The sequence below is a fragment of the Gilliamella sp. GillExp13 genome (genome assembly GCF_001690815.1).
GTDB lineage: Bacteria > Pseudomonadota > Gammaproteobacteria > Enterobacterales > Orbaceae > Gilliamella > Gilliamella bombi.
The window spans coordinates 20,383-40,578 of sequence record NZ_LZHJ01000106.1 but is presented as its reverse complement, the minus strand read 5'-3'; the positions used below and the strand labels follow the sequence as shown (position 1 = coordinate 40,578).

At 36.3% G+C, this 20,196-nt stretch carries 18 protein-coding genes; 4 read left to right on the top strand and 14 right to left on the bottom strand.

What is annotated here, in order from left to right:
• Nucleotides 1-29: 29 nt before the first annotated feature.
• The 13 genes from A9G37_RS07575 to pgk all read right to left on the bottom strand — a co-directional run bounded on the left by A9G37_RS07575 (nucleotide 30) and on the right by pgk (nucleotide 16,555).
• Nucleotides 30-665, bottom strand: a complete 636-nt coding sequence (locus A9G37_RS07575; protein WP_065575151.1) for a DUF4310 family protein — start codon at nucleotides 663-665, stop codon at nucleotides 30-32.
• 29 nt (nucleotides 666-694) lie between these two features.
• Nucleotides 695-1,447, bottom strand: coding sequence for a DUF4311 domain-containing protein (locus tag A9G37_RS07570; protein ID WP_034910435.1), 753 nt, complete (start codon nucleotides 1,445-1,447; stop codon nucleotides 695-697).
• A 20-nt stretch (nucleotides 1,448-1,467) separates the two neighbouring features.
• Nucleotides 1,468-1,764 carry a DUF4312 family protein gene (locus A9G37_RS07565; protein ID WP_065575124.1) on the bottom strand — a complete coding sequence of 99 codons (297 nt, stop codon included), beginning with the start codon at nucleotides 1,762-1,764 and terminating at the stop codon, nucleotides 1,468-1,470.
• Nucleotides 1,765-1,777: 13 nt separating this feature from the next.
• On the bottom strand, nucleotides 1,778-2,146 hold the full coding sequence (locus A9G37_RS07560; protein WP_034910428.1) for an SFCGS family glycine-rich protein: 369 nt from the start codon (nucleotides 2,144-2,146) through the stop codon (nucleotides 1,778-1,780).
• Nucleotides 2,147-2,192: 46 nt separating this feature from the next.
• Nucleotides 2,193-2,522, bottom strand: a complete 330-nt coding sequence (locus tag A9G37_RS07555; protein WP_065575123.1) for a hypothetical protein — start codon at nucleotides 2,520-2,522, stop codon at nucleotides 2,193-2,195.
• Nucleotides 2,523-3,175: 653 nt separating this feature from the next.
• Nucleotides 3,176-7,393, bottom strand: a complete 4,218-nt coding sequence (gene rpoC, locus A9G37_RS07550) for a DNA-directed RNA polymerase subunit beta' (protein ID WP_065575122.1) — start codon at nucleotides 7,391-7,393, stop codon at nucleotides 3,176-3,178.
• A gap of 90 nt (nucleotides 7,394-7,483) precedes the next feature.
• Nucleotides 7,484-11,512 (bottom strand): DNA-directed RNA polymerase subunit beta, encoded by a 4,029-nt coding sequence (gene rpoB / locus A9G37_RS07545; RefSeq protein WP_065575121.1) that lies wholly within the window; start codon nucleotides 11,510-11,512, stop codon nucleotides 7,484-7,486.
• Between the two features lie 245 nt (nucleotides 11,513-11,757).
• The gene (rplL, locus tag A9G37_RS07540; RefSeq protein ID WP_034884317.1) at nucleotides 11,758-12,126 is read right to left on the bottom strand and encodes a 50S ribosomal protein L7/L12; all 369 of its coding nucleotides are present in this window, start codon (nucleotides 12,124-12,126) and stop codon (nucleotides 11,758-11,760) included.
• A 58-nt stretch (nucleotides 12,127-12,184) separates the two neighbouring features.
• On the bottom strand, nucleotides 12,185-12,682 hold the full coding sequence (gene rplJ / locus A9G37_RS07535) for a 50S ribosomal protein L10 (protein ID WP_034910420.1): 498 nt from the start codon (nucleotides 12,680-12,682) through the stop codon (nucleotides 12,185-12,187).
• A 238-nt stretch (nucleotides 12,683-12,920) separates the two neighbouring features.
• The gene (gene rplA / locus A9G37_RS07530) at nucleotides 12,921-13,622 is read right to left on the bottom strand and encodes a 50S ribosomal protein L1 (protein WP_065575120.1); all 702 of its coding nucleotides are present in this window, start codon (nucleotides 13,620-13,622) and stop codon (nucleotides 12,921-12,923) included.
• Between the two features lie 3 nt (nucleotides 13,623-13,625).
• A complete protein-coding gene (rplK, locus tag A9G37_RS07525) occupies nucleotides 13,626-14,054 on the bottom strand; it encodes a 50S ribosomal protein L11 (protein ID WP_065575119.1) in 429 nt (142 codons plus the stop codon).
• A gap of 184 nt (nucleotides 14,055-14,238) precedes the next feature.
• On the bottom strand, nucleotides 14,239-15,318 hold the full coding sequence (gene fbaA, locus A9G37_RS07520; RefSeq protein WP_034910416.1) for a class II fructose-bisphosphate aldolase: 1,080 nt from the start codon (nucleotides 15,316-15,318) through the stop codon (nucleotides 14,239-14,241).
• Nucleotides 15,319-15,391: 73 nt separating this feature from the next.
• Nucleotides 15,392-16,555 (bottom strand): phosphoglycerate kinase, encoded by a 1,164-nt coding sequence (gene pgk / locus A9G37_RS07515; protein WP_065575118.1) that lies wholly within the window; start codon nucleotides 16,553-16,555, stop codon nucleotides 15,392-15,394.
• A 224-nt stretch (nucleotides 16,556-16,779) separates the two neighbouring features.
• On the opposite strand from pgk, the gene rpsT reads away from it, so the two are divergent.
• From rpsT to dtd, 4 genes are all read left to right on the top strand, one after another.
• Nucleotides 16,780-17,043, top strand: coding sequence for a 30S ribosomal protein S20 (gene rpsT / locus A9G37_RS07510; RefSeq protein ID WP_065575117.1), 264 nt, complete (start codon nucleotides 16,780-16,782; stop codon nucleotides 17,041-17,043).
• Nucleotides 17,044-17,159: 116 nt separating this feature from the next.
• Complete coding sequence (locus A9G37_RS07505; RefSeq protein ID WP_065575116.1) at nucleotides 17,160-17,807, top strand: SPOR domain-containing protein; 648 nt, start codon at nucleotides 17,160-17,162, stop codon at nucleotides 17,805-17,807.
• Between the two features lie 5 nt (nucleotides 17,808-17,812).
• Nucleotides 17,813-18,646: a virulence factor BrkB family protein gene (locus tag A9G37_RS07500; RefSeq protein WP_218059342.1), complete on the top strand. Its 834-nt coding sequence runs from the start codon at nucleotides 17,813-17,815 to the stop codon at nucleotides 18,644-18,646.
• Between the two features lie 7 nt (nucleotides 18,647-18,653).
• Nucleotides 18,654-19,088: a D-aminoacyl-tRNA deacylase gene (dtd, locus tag A9G37_RS07495; protein ID WP_065575114.1), complete on the top strand. Its 435-nt coding sequence runs from the start codon at nucleotides 18,654-18,656 to the stop codon at nucleotides 19,086-19,088.
• 155 nt (nucleotides 19,089-19,243) lie between these two features.
• Here dtd and metA read toward each other — a convergent pair whose 3' ends face one another.
• Nucleotides 19,244-20,176 (bottom strand): homoserine O-acetyltransferase MetA, encoded by a 933-nt coding sequence (gene metA, locus A9G37_RS07490; protein ID WP_065575113.1) that lies wholly within the window; start codon nucleotides 20,174-20,176, stop codon nucleotides 19,244-19,246.
• Between the last annotated feature and the right edge of the window lie 20 nt (nucleotides 20,177-20,196).

The window sequence follows — 20,196 nt, the reverse complement described above, 5'->3', positions numbered from 1 at the left end:
TAATAAATTACAGAGGGGAATAACTAATATTATAAAATTGGGAATATACCACCAAAAATCATAGCACCTAAAATAGCTCCACCTGTGATTGGTTTTTTCCATATATAAAAAAGTAGCGCCCCCAATAATGAACCAGTACCAATAGGAATTGAAGCAACCATCGCAGATAAAATAATCATAGGACCAAGAAATCGTCCTGATGCATTCCCGGCCCCCATCATGACATCAGCACCAAAAGTTGAACCACCACTATTGACGGTAAATTTACGAATAAGAATAATAATTAAACCTATAAGCGCACCTAATATCAATCCAGTTGCTAACGCTGCAAAAAAATTTTCAACAGGTAAAGTATAGCCACCAGCTAGTAGTAACGCAGGTACACCAAGCCCAATACCTGTTTGTAATGCACCACCGATATCTAGAATACCGACTAATGAACCTTCAATAACACGAGCAAATAAAAAACTCGCACTAAAAGCTGCAACAGCACCATAATCGCCAGTGGTCATTCCTGATTTAAGCATAGCAACAAATGCAATTTCATTAAATGCACCAATACCGTACACATAGAATGTATGCGTTCCAGCAAAAATACCGGCAGATAATAGCCCACAAATGATAGGGAAAGACCAATCGGCATACCAAAAACTTTTATTGATCATTGTTTGTGTATTCATAATGTATCCCTATATTATTTAAACCAATAAGATAAACCATCTCTAAACGAGTTAATCATCTTCAAATCAAAACCACGGAAATATCCACTCATAACAAATAAAATAATGACAGCAACTAACATGATTTTCATCACACGGTTCCAGCCACTATCATCTACACCTTTACCAATCAATATACCTAACACCAAACCAGGTACTGCATTGCCCATAATTAACTGTGCAAGCCCACCAAATAACGTTCCCCAAAATCCACTACGACGCCCTGCATCTAGAGCGGCTAACCAGAAAATAACGGGCATAACAGTTGCTACTAGCAAGTTAGCGGCAGGAACAAGAACCTTCGTTGCAGTAATTTTTAGCGAATCAGGAATAACCGAAGTAGTTGTATTTAAAAATAGCACCACAATCATCCCAATAAATGCACAAGCAAATGCCATCTTTTTAGGATCATGTAAGGTTTCTGCAAGATTACGATTTTTTATCATCAATAAAGCTCCACCCCAGTTAGGGATGATGCGATGATCGACGTCTTGAGTAAAAGAACCAGCAGCAACCGATGAAGCCCACGCATTAAAAAAGAACCCTAAACCAAATGAAAAGTGCGCTGCAGGATCACCTTCACAAGAATTAAGTTCACCTAATGTCCGAAACGCTCCCATCCCTTGATAAGTTGGTGCATGAAACATTCGAGCAGCTCCCGCACCAACCCCAAAACCACAAAGTCCACCGATAATAATAGACTTGAATGCAATAATTAAAATTTCCATAACTTCCCTTTTACGTTATGTTATTTTGATGTACATTTAATATCATTTAAATCAATAAAAATTAGGTTAACAGATACATCAAGCGTGATTTCATAAAATGTCTTTTTCCTTGGTAAAAAGATAAACAAAAAACGTTCTGTTGTTATCTTTTCTATTGCTGATACAACTTGAATGTCAATTGGTTCTATTCGCAACATAATATTATTAGTGTTTTTGAGTACTTCTTTCTGAACCTGACTTAAAGCTATAGCAAAAGCTCGCTGCTTAGAATCACCATGACCTTTTACTCTAACAAGTATCTGTTCTGTTTTTTTCATTCTTATTTACCGTTTATGAACGTGGATATTTTTTTAGAAATGCTTTTGCTACACGTTGTCCTAATTCTTCCGTGTCCATAAAACCAAAACCAAGAACTTTACAGCCGTCATTGATAGCTGTTTCACCTTCTTCAATTGATCGCATACCATGGCGTTGTGAATAGCCATATTTATTTTGTGCAGTAATAGCACCAGCTCCGCCACTACCACAAAATGAAAGGCCCAAATCGGCATTTTCTTTATTCATTACGTCACCTAATTTCATATCTGCAGCCATACCTGGAATGACAATTGCACGACAACCTTCTACTGAATTAATTCCCTCCGCAATTTTTTGCCCTTTTCCCATTCTATCGCCGATAACAATGACCACTTCTGCCATAATATTTCTCCTATTAATTATTGTTTTTTACTTGTCTAGTAATCGTTTAATTTGCTTTAGCTACTTCATAATGAACTGCCAATAAATATGCTTCTTCTATCGGTAAATTATCAAATAAGTTTATTGTTTTTCTTGCCAATTCTAAAGATTCTTCTGAAAGTTCATCAAATAACCCAGGGGCGACTTCAGGTAATGTTTCTAATGTTTTGGCCCTTTCAACCATAGCTTTTACATGTGAAAATAACATCGCTTTTTGAACATCATTTTGTATGATTTGATGCTGTACTAACCAACTATTGATGATCGTAATGGTTTGTTCAGTAACTAACTCTGGTTCTAAATTATCCTCGATCATTCGAAATTTTATTGGGTTCATAGCTAATACATATCTCTTATTGTTTTTTGAATTGGATGAAATAAGCGTAAATCAATCAAGGCTTAATGTGGATAGAGAATTTTTCCGTCTACAAGAGGAAATTTATTATAAAGTTTGCTAAATACAGCAATAAGCAAGAATTGTTACTCTTGATACAACAATTTATTGATTAAATCTATGTTCAATTTTGTGATTTAGATCATAAAACCCAACCCTCACAAATACATTTAAAAATACAATTTCTATAATTTGATTAATTAGATAATACTGTCATTTATACATTGAGGATAATATTCAACCATTGTAAAAAATAGGTAAAAATTAAAAGATTAGTTTATTTTTCCAAAAATGCTCAGATTGAATATTGATTTTATTTAACTTTTTTAAGATTAAAAAATTAATCTTCTTATACTTAGCTATTTATATTATGAAGATTATGAGCAAATTGTGCAAAATTAACTTAAGCTTTAAAATCCACTTTAGACGTCCACTCTGTAGAAAACAGCGCATAGCTCTCTTCTATTTTCCCTTGTGAAAGGTAAAGACGATTCATTACAACATACGTGCCTATACTTTTTTAATTTATAACTTTTATTTATCATATAAAAAAATAGCACGCTGTGCGTGCTATTTATGAATCAAATCTAATGAGACTATTGATTTTCTTCAGCAGAATTTAGTAACTCAGCTAAATTAGCTGTAGCTTCTTCAGCTGAAATTGTTGTTTGAATCTCATCCGTCGATGGCATTGCTCGTTTACGTAAACGTTCCTTATGGTAAGCATAACCTGTACCAGCTGGAATTAATCGACCAACAATTACGTTTTCTTTTAAGCCACGTAATTCGTCATTTTTACCAGCTACCGCTGCCTCAGTTAAGACGCGAGTCGTTTCTTGGAACGAAGCTGCAGAAATAAATGATTCAGTCGTTAATGATGCTTTGGTAATACCAAGTAGATCGTGTAAATAAACAATTGGTTCTTTACCTTGAGCCTCAAGTTCACGGTTGATAATCTTCAAGCGTGAAACTTCAAGTTGTTCGCCTTCAAGCAGGCGAGAGCCACCAGGATGGATAACTGTTGCTTTACGTAACATTTGGCGCACAATAACTTCAATGTGTTTATCGTTAATTTTCACACCTTGTAGGCGATAAACTTCTTGAACCTCGTTTACAATATAGCGTGTTACAGCATTAACACCACGTAGACGTAAAATGTCATGAGCCGATTCAGGTCCATCAGAAATTACATCTCCACGACCAACTTGTTCACCTTCAAACACGTTAAGTTGACGCCATTTTGGAATCATTTCTTCATATGGTTCACTACCATCTAACGGAGTGATAATTAAACGACGTTTACCTTTCGTTTCTTTACCAAATGAAATGATACCATCAATTTCAGCTAAAATAGCAGGCTCTTTTGGTTTACGTGCTTCAAATAGGTCAGCAACACGAGGTAAACCACCGGTGATATCTTTGGTACCAACAGATGCTTGTGGAATACGAGCAAGTGTGTCACCAATATTGATTTCTGCACCATCCTCTAACTGTACTAGCGCTTTACCTGGTAAAAAGTATTGTGCAAGCATTTCTGTACCAGAAAGATAGATATCTTTGCCTTTAGCATCAACAATTTTAATTGCTGGACGTAAATCTTTACCCACACCAGTACGTTCGGCTACGTCTAATATCACAATAGATGATAAACCAGTTAATTCGTCAGTTTGGCGAGTAATAGTTTGCCCATCAACCATATCAACAAAACGAACAAAACCTTTTGCTTCAGAAATAACTGGCATTGTATGCGGATCCCAGTTAGCAACAGTTTCACCCGCATCAACTGTTACACCATTACCTTTACTTAAAATCGAACCGTAAGGAACTTTATAAGTTTCTTTCATTCGACCTAATTCATCAATAATAGTTAATTCAGCATTACGCGAAGTAATAACCAATTTCTTATCTGGGTTAGTTACAAATTTAGCATTAGTTAATTTAATACTACCTTTGTTTTTAACTTGTACGCTTGATTCAGCAGCAGCTCGCGATGCCGCACCACCAATATGGAACGTACGCATGGTTAACTGAGTACCTGGTTCACCAATTGATTGCGCAGCAATAACGCCGATAGCTTCACCTTTATTAACCAAGTGACCTCGAGCCAAATCTCGTCCATAACATTTTGCACAAACACCAAAATCAGTATCACACGAAACAACTGAACGTACTTTAACGCTATCTACCGATTCAGCTTCAAGTAAGTCACATTTATTTTCATCGAGCAAAGTATTACGTTGAATTAAGATATCTGCACTACCAGGTTTTAATACATCTTCAGCTGTGACTCGACCTAATACACGCTCACGAAGTGGTTCTTTAACATCACCACCTTCAATAACTGGTGTCATGACCACACCTTCTAAGGTGCCACAGTCGTCTTCGATTACCACTAGATCTTGTGCAACGTCAACTAAACGTCGAGTTAAGTAACCTGAGTTTGCGGTTTTTAATGCAGTATCGGCAAGACCTTTACGCGCACCATGAGTAGAAATAAAGTACTGAAGTACGTTTAATCCTTCTCGGAAGTTCGCTGTGATAGGTGTTTCGATAATCGAACCATCTGGTTTTGCCATCAAACCACGCATACCAGCTAGCTGCCGAATCTGTGCAGCAGAACCACGTGCACCTGAGTCGGCCATCATGTAAATACTATTGAAAGAAGATTGAACTTCTTCCTCACCTTCACGGTTAATGACTTTTTCAGTTGATAAGTTATCCATCATGGCTTTAGCAACACGTTCATTAGCTGCTGCCCAAATATCGATAACTTTGTTATAACGTTCACCAGCAGTTACTAAGCCTGATTGGAATTGCTCTTGAATTTCAGCAACTTCAATTTCAGCTTCATTGATGATTTGTGATTTCTTAGCTGGAATCTCCATATCATCAATACCAACAGATACCCCTGAACGCGCTGCATAAGCAAATCCAGTGTACATAATTTGGTCTGCTAAAATTACTGTATCTTTCATACCTAATTGGCGATAACAAATATTTAAAATCTTAGAGATCGCTTTTTTACCAAGAGGCTGATTAATAACAGAGAAGTTCATTCCTTTTGGCATAATTAACCATAGAATTGCACGACCGACAGTTGTATCAACAATCGAAGTAGTATCTTCCCACTCACCTACACTATTTCGTTGACTTTCAGTAATACGAACTTTAACCTTAGCATGCAATTCAACTAGGCCTAAACGGTATAGCTTTTCAGCTTCTTTAGGACCAGTTAATACCATGCCTTCACCTTTGGCATTAACTTTATCTCGAGTCATATAGTAAAGGCCTAAAACCACATCCTGAGAAGGAACGATAATAGGTTCTCCACTTGCCGGTGAAAGAATATTGTTGGTTGACATCATTAACGCACGTGCTTCTAACTGAGCTTCTAACGTTAATGGAACGTGAACCGCCATTTGGTCACCATCAAAGTCAGCATTAAATGCCGCACAAACTAGTGGGTGTAATTGAATCGCTTTACCTTCAATTAGGATAGGTTCAAACGCCTGAATACCTAATCTATGTAACGTTGGAGCACGGTTTAATAATACTGGATGTTCACGAATAACTTCATCTAAGATATCCCAAACAATTGCATCTTCACGCTCAACCATTTTCTTCGCAGCTTTAATGGTTGTTGCATAACCGCGACGTTCTAATTTTCCGTAAATAAATGGTTTGAATAATTCAAGTGCCATTTTCTTCGGTAAACCACACTGATGCAAATGCAAGTATGGACCTACAGTAATTACAGAACGACCCGAATAGTCAACACGTTTACCTAACAAGTTTTGACGGAAACGACCTTGCTTACCTTTGATCATATCGGCAAGGGATTTTAATGGGCGTTTGTTAGAACCTGTAATCGCACGACCTCGGCGACCATTATCTAATAATGCGTCAACAGATTCTTGTAACATACGTTTTTCATTACGGACAATAATATCTGGTGCAGCTAAATCCAACAAACGTTTTAAACGGTTATTACGGTTAATAACTCTACGGTAAAGATCATTTAGATCTGATGTTGCAAAACGCCCACCATCTAGTGGAACCAATGGACGTAAATCTGGTGGCAACACAGGTAATACATTTAAGATCATCCATTCAGGTTTGTTTTCTGATTGAATAAATGCTTCGATAATCTTAATACGTTTAGTTAGTTTTTTACGCTTAGTTTCAGAATTAGTAGTTGCTAGCTCATCGCGTAGAGCTTCACATTCTGCTTGCACATCAATATTACGCAATAATTCTTGGATAGCTTCAGCACCCATACGAGCATCAAACTCATCACCAAACTCTTCTAACGCGTCAAGATATTGCTCTTCAGTTAAAATCTGACCTCGCTCTAAATTAGTCATGCCACCATCAAGAACCATAAATGACTCAAAATAAAGCACTCGTTCAATATCGCGAAGTGGCATATCAAGTAATAAGCCGATGCGAGAAGGTAATGATTTTAAAAACCAGATATGAGCAGTTGGAGATGCAAGTTCAATGTGCCCCATACGTTCACGACGTACTTTAGCTTGAGTTACTTCAACTCCACATTTTTCACAAATAACACCACGGTGTTTTAGACGTTTATATTTTCCACATAAACATTCATAATCTTTTACTGGTCCGAAAATACGTGCACAAAACAATCCATCACGTTCAGGTTTGAACGTACGATAATTGATTGTTTCAGGTTTTTTGACTTCACCAAAAGACCATGAGCGAATCATATCAGGAGAAGCAAGGCCTATCTTGATAGCATCAAAGTCTTCAGTTTTTGTTTGTGCTTTTAGAAACTTTAATAAGTCTTTCACAATTGACTCCTATGGAGTTAAACCAATTAGATAACTTATTATTACTAATAAGTTATCCCTATAAATAGAAATCATTTAAGTTAGCAAAAATTACTCTTCATCTAACTCTATATTTATACCTAGCGAACGAATCTCTTTTAATAGTACATTAAATGATTCTGGGATCGCAGGTTCCATACGATGATCACCATCTACAATATTTTTATACATCTTAGTTCGACCGTTTACGTCATCTGATTTAACAGTTAACATTTCTTGTAAGGTATAAGCTGCACCATATGCTTCAAGTGCCCACACTTCCATCTCACCAAAACGTTGACCACCAAATTGAGCTTTACCACCCAATGGTTGTTGAGTAACCAGACTGTATGAACCTGTAGAACGGGCATGCATTTTGTCATCAACTAAGTGATTCAATTTGAGCATATACATATAACCTACAGTAACTGGACGTTCAAATTTTTCACCTGTACGACCATCATACAAAGTAATTTGACCAGAAGTTGGTAAGTCACCCAGTTCAAGTAATGCCTTAATTTCTTGCTCTTTAGCACCATCAAATACAGGTGTTGCTAATGGCATACCATTACGTAAATTTTGTGCTAAAGTCATCACTTCTTGATCAGTGAATTGTGCAACATTAACTTTTTGCGCAGCACCTAAACCAAGATCATACGCTTTCTGAATAAACTCACGTAATTTAGCTAATTCCTGCTGCTCTTTTAGCATAGCATCGATCTTCTGACCAATACCTTTAGCAGCCATACCTAAATGAGTTTCTAAGATCTGTCCAATATTCATACGGGATGGAACACCTAGCGGATTCAATACGATATCAACTGGACGACCTTTTTCATCATATGGCATATCTTCAATTGGGTTAATTTTTGAAATAACCCCTTTGTTACCATGACGACCAGCCATCTTATCACCTGGCTGAATTTGACGTTTAACTGCCAAGTACACTTTAACGATTTTAAGAACGCCAGGCTGTAGATCATCACCTTGAGTGATCTTCATGCGTTTAGCTTCAAGTTTTTTGTTAAACTCTGTTTTTATTTCGTCGTACTGTTCGGCCAACTGTTCTAATTGAGCTTGCTTATCTTCGTCTGCAATACCAATTGTTAGCCATTTTTGATGTGGTAAAGCATCTAATTTATCCGCTTTGATTCCACCTGAAATTAATACATCACGAATTCGAGCAAACAATGCAGCTTCTAAGATTTTAAGTTCTTCAGTTAAATCTTTTCTCGCCTGCTTGAGTTGCATCTCTTCGATTTCAATCGCACGCTTATCTTTTTCTACGCCATCGCGAGTAAATACTTGAACATCAATAACTGTACCCGAAACACCATTTGGCACACGCAATGAGGTATCTTTAACATCGGATGCCTTTTCACCAAAAATAGCTCGTAGTAATTTTTCTTCTGGTGTTAATTGAGTTTCACCTTTAGGTGTCACTTTACCAACCAGAATATCGCCACCTTTTACTTCAGCACCGATATATACAATACCTGACTCATCAAGTTTAGACAGTGCTGCTTCACCTACGTTTGGAATATCCGCCGTAATTTCTTCTGCACCTAATTTTGTATCACGAGAAATACAAGATAACTCTTGAATATGAATCGAGGTAAAACGGTCGTCTTGTACCACTTTTTCAGAAACTAAAATAGAATCCTCAAAGTTATAACCATTCCATGGCATAAATGCCACTCGCATATTTTGACCTAATGCTAATTCACCTAAATCAGTAGATGGTCCATCTGCCAGTACATCGCCACGTTCAACTTTTTCTCCCAATTCCACACATGGAATTTGGTTAATACAAGTATTTTGGTTAGACCGGGTATATTTAGTTAAGTTATAAATATCAATACCTGTTTCACCGGCGTATATTTCATCTGAATTAACATTAACCACAATACGTGATGCATCAACATATTGAACTATACCACCACGACGAGCAACCGCTGTTACACCCGAGTCAACAGCTACTGCACGTTCCATACCTGTCCCAACAAACGGCTTTTCAGCTTTCAACGTTGGTACAGCTTGACGTTGCATGTTCGCACCCATTAAGGCACGGTTCGCATCATCATGTTCAAGGAACGGAATTAATGAAGCACCAACTGATACGATTTGTTGAGTTGATACATCCATATAATGAATTTGTTCAGGACTATATAAACCCGATTCACCACTTAAACGACAAGTTACTAAATCTTCTTTAAAACGACCACTTTCATCAAGATTTGAGTTTGCCTGAGCAATTACAAATTCACTTTCATCGATCGCTGATAGATAGTTAATTTCATCAGTTACAATACCATCAATAACACGACGGTATGGTGTTTCTAAAAATCCATACTCATTGGTACGAGCATAAACTGCTAATGAATTAATCAAACCAATGTTTGGACCTTCAGGCGTTTCGATTGGACATACACGTCCATAGTGCGTTGGATGTACGTCACGCACTTCGAATCCTGCCCGCTCACGCGTTAAACCACCTGGTCCTAAAGCTGAAATACGACGTTTGTGCGTAATTTCGGATAGTGGATTATTTTGATCCATAAACTGAGATAACTGACTTGAACCAAAGAATTCACGAATCGCTGCTGAAATTGGTTTAGCATTAATCATGTCTTGTGGCATTAGTGAATCAAGATCACCTAGAGATAAGCGTTCTTTCACTGCTCGTTCAACACGAACTAAACCAATACGAAATTGGTTTTCTGCCATTTCGCCAACACTACGAATACGTCTATTACCTAAATGGTCGATATCATCAACTTCACCGTGACCATTACGAATAGCGATTAATTTCTTCATTACGTCAACGATATCATCTTTCGTTAAAACGCTTTCGCCTTCAATGTCATCACGCCCTAATGAACGGTTAAACTTCATTCGACCAACAGCAGATAAATCATAGCGTTCGTCAGAGAAGAATAAATTATCAAATAACGCTTCAGCTGCTTCTTTTGTAGGTGGCTCACCCGGACGCATCATGCGATAAATTTCAACTAATGCTCCAAGACGGTCACGAGTTGAATCAACATTTAAGGTTTCAGAAATAAATGCACCATGATCTAAATCATTAGTGAATAATGTTTCTATCTTTTTATATCCAGCATTCGTTAATTGAAGTAATAGTTCTAATGAAATCGGTGTATTGGCAAAAGCAATTACCTCACCTGTTTCTTCATCAACATAATTTTTAGCAAGAACTTTATTAACAATATATTCAACTGGTACATCAATTTTACTAACTTTATCTTTTTCTAACTCACGAATGTGACGAGCTGTAATACGTCGACCTTTTTCAGCGTAAACTTTACCTTTTGACTCAATATCAAATAGCGCTGTATCACCACGTAAACGCTCTGGAATAAGATCCATTTTTAACTTAGATTTGCTAACTTCAAAAATAGTTTTTTCAAAGAAAATATCTAAAATTTCTTCTGTTTCATAACCTAATGCACGTAAAATAATTGTTGCTGGAAGTTTACGACGACGGTCAATACGAGCAAAAAGATTATCTTTTGGATCAAATTCAAAATCAAGCCAAGAACCACGATAAGGAATAATCCGAGCATTATATAAAACTTTACCAGAAGAGTGCGTTTTACCTTTATCACTATCAAAGAACACACCTGGACTACGATGTAATTGCGATACGATTACACGCTCTGTACCGTTTATCACAAATGTACCATTGTCTGTCATTAAAGGAATTTCGCCCATATAGACGTCTTGCTCTTTAATATCTTTAACTGTTCCCTCTGGCGCATCTTTATCATAAATAACTAAACGTAATTTTACGCGCAACGGTGCTGAGTAAGTGATCCCTCTAATTTGACATTCTTTAACATCAAACACAGGTTCGCCCATCATAAAGCTCACGTACTGTAACTCAGCGTTACCACTATAACTTTTTATCGGAAATATTGAACGGAATGCAGCTTCTAAGCCATATTGTCCTTCTGGATCTTGCTCAATAAATTTCTGGAACGAATCAAGTTGAATAGAAAGAAGATACGGTATATCCAAGACTTGTGGACGCTTACCAAAATTCTTACGAATTCGTTTTTTCTCGGTATAAGAGTAAACCATTAGTTCCTCAACTTGCTTATCTGCTATTTTAGCATGATTAAATATTCATCAGGGTGTTATCGCCAACTGATACACCTGACACCTCATCGAAAATATCTATAAATATCAATTGATTAGGCTTAATAAATATACTATTTCTTTATTATTTTTTATTGATAATCTTCAAATAAAATTCTTTAACTTATTATAGCGCAAAAAGGCTGGAGGTATAAAACCCCCAGCCATTTATCGGAATATCGATAAACTTATTTAAGTTCGACAACTGCACCAGATTCTTCAAGTGCTTTCTTAAGTTCATCAGCATCGGCTTTGCTAACGCCTTCTTTAACTGTTGCTGGAGCTGATTCAACAAGATCTTTAGCTTCTTTTAAGCCTAAACCAGTTGCACCACGAACTGCTTTGATAACAGCTACTTTATTAGCACCAACATCTTTTAAGATTACATCAAATTCAGTTTTCTCTTCTGCTGCTTCAGCTGGACCTGCTGCGGCTACGGCTACAGCTGCTGCTGCAGAAACGCCAAATTTTTCTTCCATCATTGATACAAGTTCAACAACATCCATAACAGACATTTCAGCAACTGCATCTAAAATTTGTTCTTTAGTGATAGACATAATATAGTTTCCCAAATTTACATTTTTTAATTAATAAAATTCACAATCAAACCGCCAATTAAGCAGCTTCTTTTTGATCGCGAACCGCTGCAAGAGTACGAACCAATTTGCCAGCTGCGGCTTCTTTCATGGTTGACATCAAGCGAGCTAATGCTTCTTCATATGTAGGTAATGTTGCTAAGCGATCAATATTCGCTGCAGTAATCAACTCACCTTCAAAGGCTGCGGCTTTAATCTCAAATTTTTCATTTTCTTTCGCAAACGCCTTAAAAAGGCGCGCTGCAGCACCTGGGTGCTCATTTGAAAATGCAATTAGAGTTGGACCAACAAACGTATCTTTTAAACACTCATATTGAGTGCCCTCAACAACACGGCGTAATAGCGTATTACGAACAACACGCATATAAACACCAGCTTCACGAGCAGATTTACGTAATGCAGTCATTTTTTCTACAGTTATGCCTCGAGAATCAGCAACAACTGCAGATAGCGCACCTTTGGCGATTTCATTGACTTCAGCAACAATTTCTTGTTTATTTTGAAGATTTAGTGCCATTGGTATTGCTCCTGGATTATACTAGGCAAAAGCCTAGACTTATTCAAGCTAGCTACAAATATAGCTAGCACAACCACGATGAGCAGAATCCTTCTATTATATCTTATCAGGTTCTGTCACCGTCTACGTAGGAAAATTAAGTAGTCACACAACAACCACACCTACGGTCTTGGACGGGGTCTGGTTAAGGCCAGACACCAACCGATTTCTCTATTTAATTATAAATTATAAATAATAATTAAACAGTTGCATTTAATGTTGCTTGATCAATAGCAACACCAGCACCCATTGTAGTAGAAAGGCTAACTTTCTTAATAAATACACCTTTAGAAGAGGCTGGTTTTGCACGTTTCAACGCAACAAGTAATGCTTCTAAATTTTCTTTAAGCTTATCTGCATCAAAATCAGCTTTACCAATAGTAGTATGGATAATACCATTCTTATCATTACGGTAACGGATCTGACCAGCTTTAGCGTTTTTTACAGCTTCTGCAACGTTAGGAGTTACAGTTCCAACTTTAGGATTTGGCATTAAACCACGTGGTCCTAAAATTTGACCTAATTGACCAACAACGCGCATAGCGTCAGGTGATGCAATTACGACATCAAAATCCATTTCGCCCTTTTTGATTTGATCTGCAAGATCGTCCATACCCACGAATTCAGCACCAGCTTCTTTTGCCGCTTCTGCATTTGCACCTTGAGTAAAGACAGCAACACGCACGCTACGTCCAGTACCATGAGGAAGAACGATTGCACCACGAACATTTTGATCTGATTTACGTGAATCAATACCTAAATTCACAGCAACATCAACACTTTCTGTAAATTTAGCTGTAGCTAATTCTTTTAATAAAGTAATTGCTTCATTGATTTCATATTGTTTAGTTGCGTTTACTTTTTCGCGGATAAGTTTAGCCTTCTTAGATAATTTAGCCATGAATTAACCCTCCACTTCCAAGCCCATTGAACGAGCTGTTCCCTCAATAGAACGCATCATCGTTTCAATGGTAGCACCATTCATATCTGCAGCTTTCAATTCAGCGATTTCGCGAATTTGTGCACTCGTTACTTTACCTACTTTTTTCTTATTAGGTTCACCTGAACCAGATCTGATTTTAGCCGCTTTCTTTAACAAAACAGCAGCTGGAGGTGTTTTAGTTACGAATGTAAATGAACGGTCAGAATAGACTGTAATTACTACAGGAATTGGTAATCCTTTTTCCATGCTTTCTGTTTTTGCATTAAATGCTTTACAGAATTCCATGATATTCACACCATGTTGACCAAGTGCTGGACCAACTGGTGGGCTAGGATTTGCTGCACCAGCTGCAACTTGCAACTTGATGTAAGCTTGTACTTTTTTTGCCATTTTTAGTTTCCTTTGCTCGGGTGCAAACGCCTCTATTAATAATTATTAATAAATAGACAGCTCCCCTAAGTTAAATGAGGGTAGAATTATCCTATAACTTAAATGAAAATGCAAGATTTAATTTAAGAATAGATAAATCAAAAGCAAGGCAAATACCTTGCTTTAATCCTAAATAACATAAAAATTAAAGAACATCTACAGCGTTAAGCTCTTTAAATGCAAGTTCTAAACGAGCAACTAAAGAATCTTGTCCCTTACGTAACCATACGCGAGGATCGTAGTATTTTTTATTTGGAGCATCAACGCCTTCAGGGTTACCTAATTGCCCCTGTAAGTAAGCTTCATTTGCTTTGTAGTAATCTAAGATACCAGACCAGTTAGCCCATTGCGTATCTGTGTCAATATTCATTTTAATTACACCATAACTAACTGCTTCAGCTATTTCTTCTGGTGTAGAGCCTGATCCACCATGGAATACAAAGTTTAATGATTTAGCTGGTAGATTATATTTTTCAGATACATATTTTTGTGAGTTATCTAAAATTTTTGGCGTTAATTTAACATTACCTGGTTTATAAACTCCATGCACATTACCAAATGAAGCTGCAATAGTAAAACGAGGACTGATAGCACTTAAACGCTCATAAGCATAAGCTACATCTTCTGGTTGAGTATAAAGTGCTGAGCTATCCATATGACTATTATCAACACCATCTTCTTCACCACCAGTACATCCTAGCTCTAACTCTAAAGTCATTTTCATTGCTGACATACGAGCAAGATATTGACAACAAATATCAATATTATCTTTTAATGACTCTTCTGAAAGATCAATCATATGAGATGAAAATAATGGTTTACCTGTTTTAGCAAAATGAGTTTCACCTGCATCCAGTAAGCCATCAACCCATGGAAGTAATTTTTTAGCGCAGTGATCAGTATGAACAATAACAGGGACTCCATATTTTTCAGCCATAAGATGAACATGTTTTGCGCCAGAAATAGCACCCAACACAGCACATTCTTGACCTTCTAATTTTAGGCCTTTACCAGCAATAAATTGAGCTCCACCGTTAGAAAACTGAACAATAACAGGAGAACCTACTTTTGCGGCTGTTTCAATAACGGCATTGATAGTATTTGTGTCAACACAGTTAACCGCAGGTAATGCAAAGTTATTTTCGCGAGCGATTTGAAATACTTTTTGAACATCATCACCAGTGACAACACCAGGTTTAACAACATCAGAAATCTTAGTAACCATTTTATTACCTATAAATTTATTTATAAAAATTAAAGGATTAGTAATTATCTCATCCTTTTACTGAACTCAAATACTAGGCCTTTGCTCTAGCTTCTAGCATCGCAACAGCGGGGAGTTTTTTACCTTCAACAAACTCAAGAAAAGCCCCACCACCAGTTGAAATATAAGAGATTTTATCTTCAATACCAAATAGATCGATTGCAGCTAATGTATCTCCACCACCAGCAATTGAAAAACCCTCGCTATCGGCAATTGCTTTTGCTACAATTTCAGTACCACGGCGGAAATTAGGAAATTCAAAAACACCCACTGGACCATTCCATAAAATGGTTTTAGCATTTTTAATAATACTTGCTAATACTTCTGCTGATTTATCACCTAAATCAAGAATTTGTTCATTTTCTTTAACATCTTTAACTGATTTTTCAGTCGCTGTTGCTGTTTCACTAAATTCTGTTGCAACACGAACATCAGTTGGAACTGGGATTTCACAGTTAGCCATTAATTTTTTAGCTTCTGAAATTAAGTCTGCTTCATAAAGAGACTTACCTACATTATAACCTTCAGCGGCAATAAAAGTATTAGCAATACCGCCACCGACAATAATTTGGTCAGCAATTTTTGATAAAGAATCAAGTACGGTTAATTTTGTTGATACTTTAGAACCAGCAACGATAGCAACCATTGGTCTTTCTGGATTATCTAATGCTTTACCTAACGCATCAAGTTCAGCTGCTAACAATGGACCAGCACAAGCCACTGGAGCAAATTTACCAGCACCATGAGTCGAAGCTTGAGCTCGGTGAGCTGTACCAAATGCATCCATTACATAAATATCACAAAGAGCAGCGTATTTTTTAGACAAAGTTTCATCATCTTTACCTTCGCCTACATTGAAACGAACGTTTTCAAGTACAACTAACTCGCCTTCTTTTACATCTACACCATTGAGGTAATCTTTTACTAAACGAACAGGGAATGACACGTGTTCTTTTAAATAATCAACAACAGGTTGTAAAGAGAACTCTGGATTATATTCACCTTCTGTTGGACGGCCAATATGAGAGGTAACCATTACTTTAGCACCTTTTTTGATGGCTTCTTCAATAGTAGGTAGTGATGCTTTAATACGCGCATCGGAAGTTACCTTACCATTTTTGACCGGCACATTAAGATCTGAGCGAATAAATAAGCGTTTTCCTTTTAGATCAAGATCTTGCATTCTAATAATAGACATGATACTTCCCCTTGTAAAATATAAATAAAATAAAACTTACGCTATTCTAACATAAAAATTCTTTTTAGGTTATAGGGATTGCTGTGCAAATAATAAACATTAATAATAAATACAAAAACTACCAACATATTTTTTTATGTAACGCCATTGACAATAGGAAGAAATTAAGGCATATTTTGCCACCTTATTAATATGTAATTTTTATCTAAACTTGGGAGTTGACTTTGGCTAATATCAAATCAGCTAAGAAGCGTGCGGTTCAATCCGAAAAACGCCGTAAACATAATGCTAGTAACCGTTCAATGATGCGTACTTATATTAAGAAAGTTTACGCAGCTGTCGCAGCTGGTGATAAACAAACAGCTGAAGTGGCATTCAAAGACATGCAAGCAGTTGTTGACCGTCAAGCGGTTCGTGGCTTAATTCACAAAAATAAAGCTGCACGTCATAAAGCAAATCTAATCAAACAAATTAAAGCGTTGGCTTAATACATTAATCTTTTGACTAACATAGTTAAAGAAATACGAAAAAAGTGGTGTAAGCCACTTTTTTTATTTATATACTAGTTTTATTTTATACAATATTATTAAAAAGAGAGTTTATTGTGGTTCAGCGTGATTATGTCAGAAAAAAGAGCCAATCAAAAAAAAATAAGTCACGAAATAAGCCTAATTTTATGATATTTTTGGCTATTATAATTATTATTTTATTTTCTGCTATTCTCTATTTTGTTGCAAATAATACACCTAAAAAATCCGTTGAACCACCAAAAGCAAAAACTCAACCTCCTTCAATAACTTTACCTGAACAACCTCAAGAGCGTTGGACATACCTTAAAGAATTAGAAGCCCCTAATGCTAATTATGGCTCAACATCAAGTTCAATTGCTAGTGAAAGAGAGCAAATCTTAAATAGCTTTGTCAATAATGCACGCACTGTAACGCCTTCTCAAAAAGAAGCAACAACGAAAAACCAAACATCAAATGTAACATCACAATCACAGCCAACACAAGCTATTACAAACAAATGGCTATTACAATGTGGTGCATTTAAAGATAAATCTAATGCTGATAAACTAAAAGCTAAGCTCGCAATGACGGGGGTTAGTGGCAATATTTCTTCAGGCCAATTATATCGAGTCACAGTAGGACCTTATACCAGTAAAAAAGAAGCCGATATCACATTAAACTTATTAAATAGTAATGGGATTAATAATTGTGTTATTTCTAACGAGAATATAAAAAGCCGATGAGATCAATGACGCAAATACAGATTTTTATGAAAATGTTATGGAATCGTATCAACCATGACCGACTAACAACTTCTTCTGCGGGACTCGCTTATACCACCATCCTAGCACTAGTTCCACTTATTACCGTTATTTTTTCTTTACTCTCAGCTTTTCCTATGTTTGATGAAATTAGCCATTTATTGAAACAATTAATCTATAACAATCTTGTTCCAACGGCGAGTGACACCATTCAAAATTATTTAGAACAATTCATCTCCAATACAAAAAAAATGACCTTTGTTGGTATAATTGGTCTGATTGTCACATCACTGTTGCTTATCAACTCAATTAATACAGCACTTAATCATATTTGGCAAACTAAACGCAAACGTTCCTTTATATACAATCTAACCATGTATTGGACAATACTAACCTTAGGCCCAATTTTAATCGGCTCTAGTATAGCGGTTAGCTCTTATGTTTTTTCATTGAAATGGCTATCTACAGCAACAACGGGTAATATACTACTTAATTGCTTACCGTTTATTATTTCTGTAGTTGGATTTTGGCTACTTTATAGCATTATCCCGACCGAGTCTGTACCTTTAAAAGAATCGATGATTGGAGCGTTTGTCGCTGCAGCATTATTTGAAATAGGTAAACGCGCATTTGCACTATATGTTACTTCGTTTCCAACATATCAACTCATTTACGGAGTAGTATCATCAATCCCCATTATGTTAGTTTGGATCTATTTTTCTTGGTGCATTGTCTTGTTTGGGGCCGAATTTGCAGCAACCTTAACTGACTATAACCGACAAAAAAAACATATTGTTAACAACCCTTCTTTACCAGAGTAATTAAATTATGATCGCCTTAATCCAACGAGTAAAAAAAGCTAGTGTGACAGTAGACAATAATATCATTGGACAAATTAATCAGGGATTACTGATTTTACTCGGAATTGAGCAAGACGATGACGAACAAAAAGCAATTCGTTTATGTGACAAAGTTTTAGGTTATCGTATTTTCAGCGATAATGAAGGAAAAATGAATTTAAATGTTAACCAAGCTAATGGCGAAGTATTAGTTGTTTCTCAATTTACCCTAGCTGCAGACACTAAAAAAGGAATGCGACCAAGCTTTACAAAAGGCGCTAAACCCGATGAAGCAAATAGGCTTTACCAGTTTTTTGTAGAACAATGCCAACAAAAAATAACAACTCAAACTGGCCAATTTGCAGCCGATATGCAAGTATCATTGATTAATGATGGTCCTGTAACATTCTGGTTGCAAGTCTAGTTATATAACTAAAATTACATTCAGATCATATTTCGCAAGTTTAACCAATTATTATTTAATATTTGGAATTGTAAGATCCAATTTAAATAGGTTATTGTTAAATAAATCTAGCAACAACCTAACAAAATTTGATTATAAGATGCGGCTAACCTTTATTAGTCATCAATCGTTAAATTTCGAGTAGTTAAATCAAATGGAGTTAACTGGTAAACATAATAGTTGAGCCAGTTACTGAATAATAGGTAAGCGTGGCTACGCCATGTGGCTTTTGGTGTTAAATGAGGATTATTATCAGGAAAATAGTTATATGGCATATCAGGATGAATGCCTGCATTTAAGTCTCGATAATATTCATTTGCCAACGTTGAAGAATCATATTCAGGATGACCTGTTACAAACACCATCCGCTTATCAGCTGTAGCCATTAAATAAGGACCAGTAATATCAGACTCAGCTAAAATAGTTAAATCGGTATATGTTTTTATTTTATCAATTGGAAAATCAGCATAACGAGAATGAGGAGCCCAAAAGGTATCATCAAAACCGCGTGTTAAAATCGCATTAGATTGCACAATATGATGCTGAAAAACACCCGATAACTTTTGCGTGCGAGTAAATTTTGGTAAATCATATAAGACATTCAAAGCAGCTTGAACACCCCAACAAACAAACATAGTTGAAGTAACATGATCCTTTGCCCAAGTAATAATTTCAGCTAACTTAGACCAATACACAACATCGGAAAAAGCCACTTTCCCTAGTGGGGCACCTGTTATAATTAACCCATCAAAATTTTGCTCACAAATATCATCAAAATCACAATAAAAACTATTTAAATGTTCAATAGGCGTATTTTTAGACTCTCGCTGATCAATACGTAATAACTGAATATCAACTTGTAAAGACGAATTAGAAAGTAAGCGTAAAAATTGGTTTTCTGTTTCAATTTTTTTAGGCATTAAATTTAAAAAAAGAAGCTTAAGAGGTCGAATTTCTTGGGTATTAGCACGAGATGAAGTCATAACAAATACATTCTCATTACGTAATACATCAACCGCAGGTAATGAGTCAGGAATACAAATAGGCATAACAAAAACTCCTAAATCGG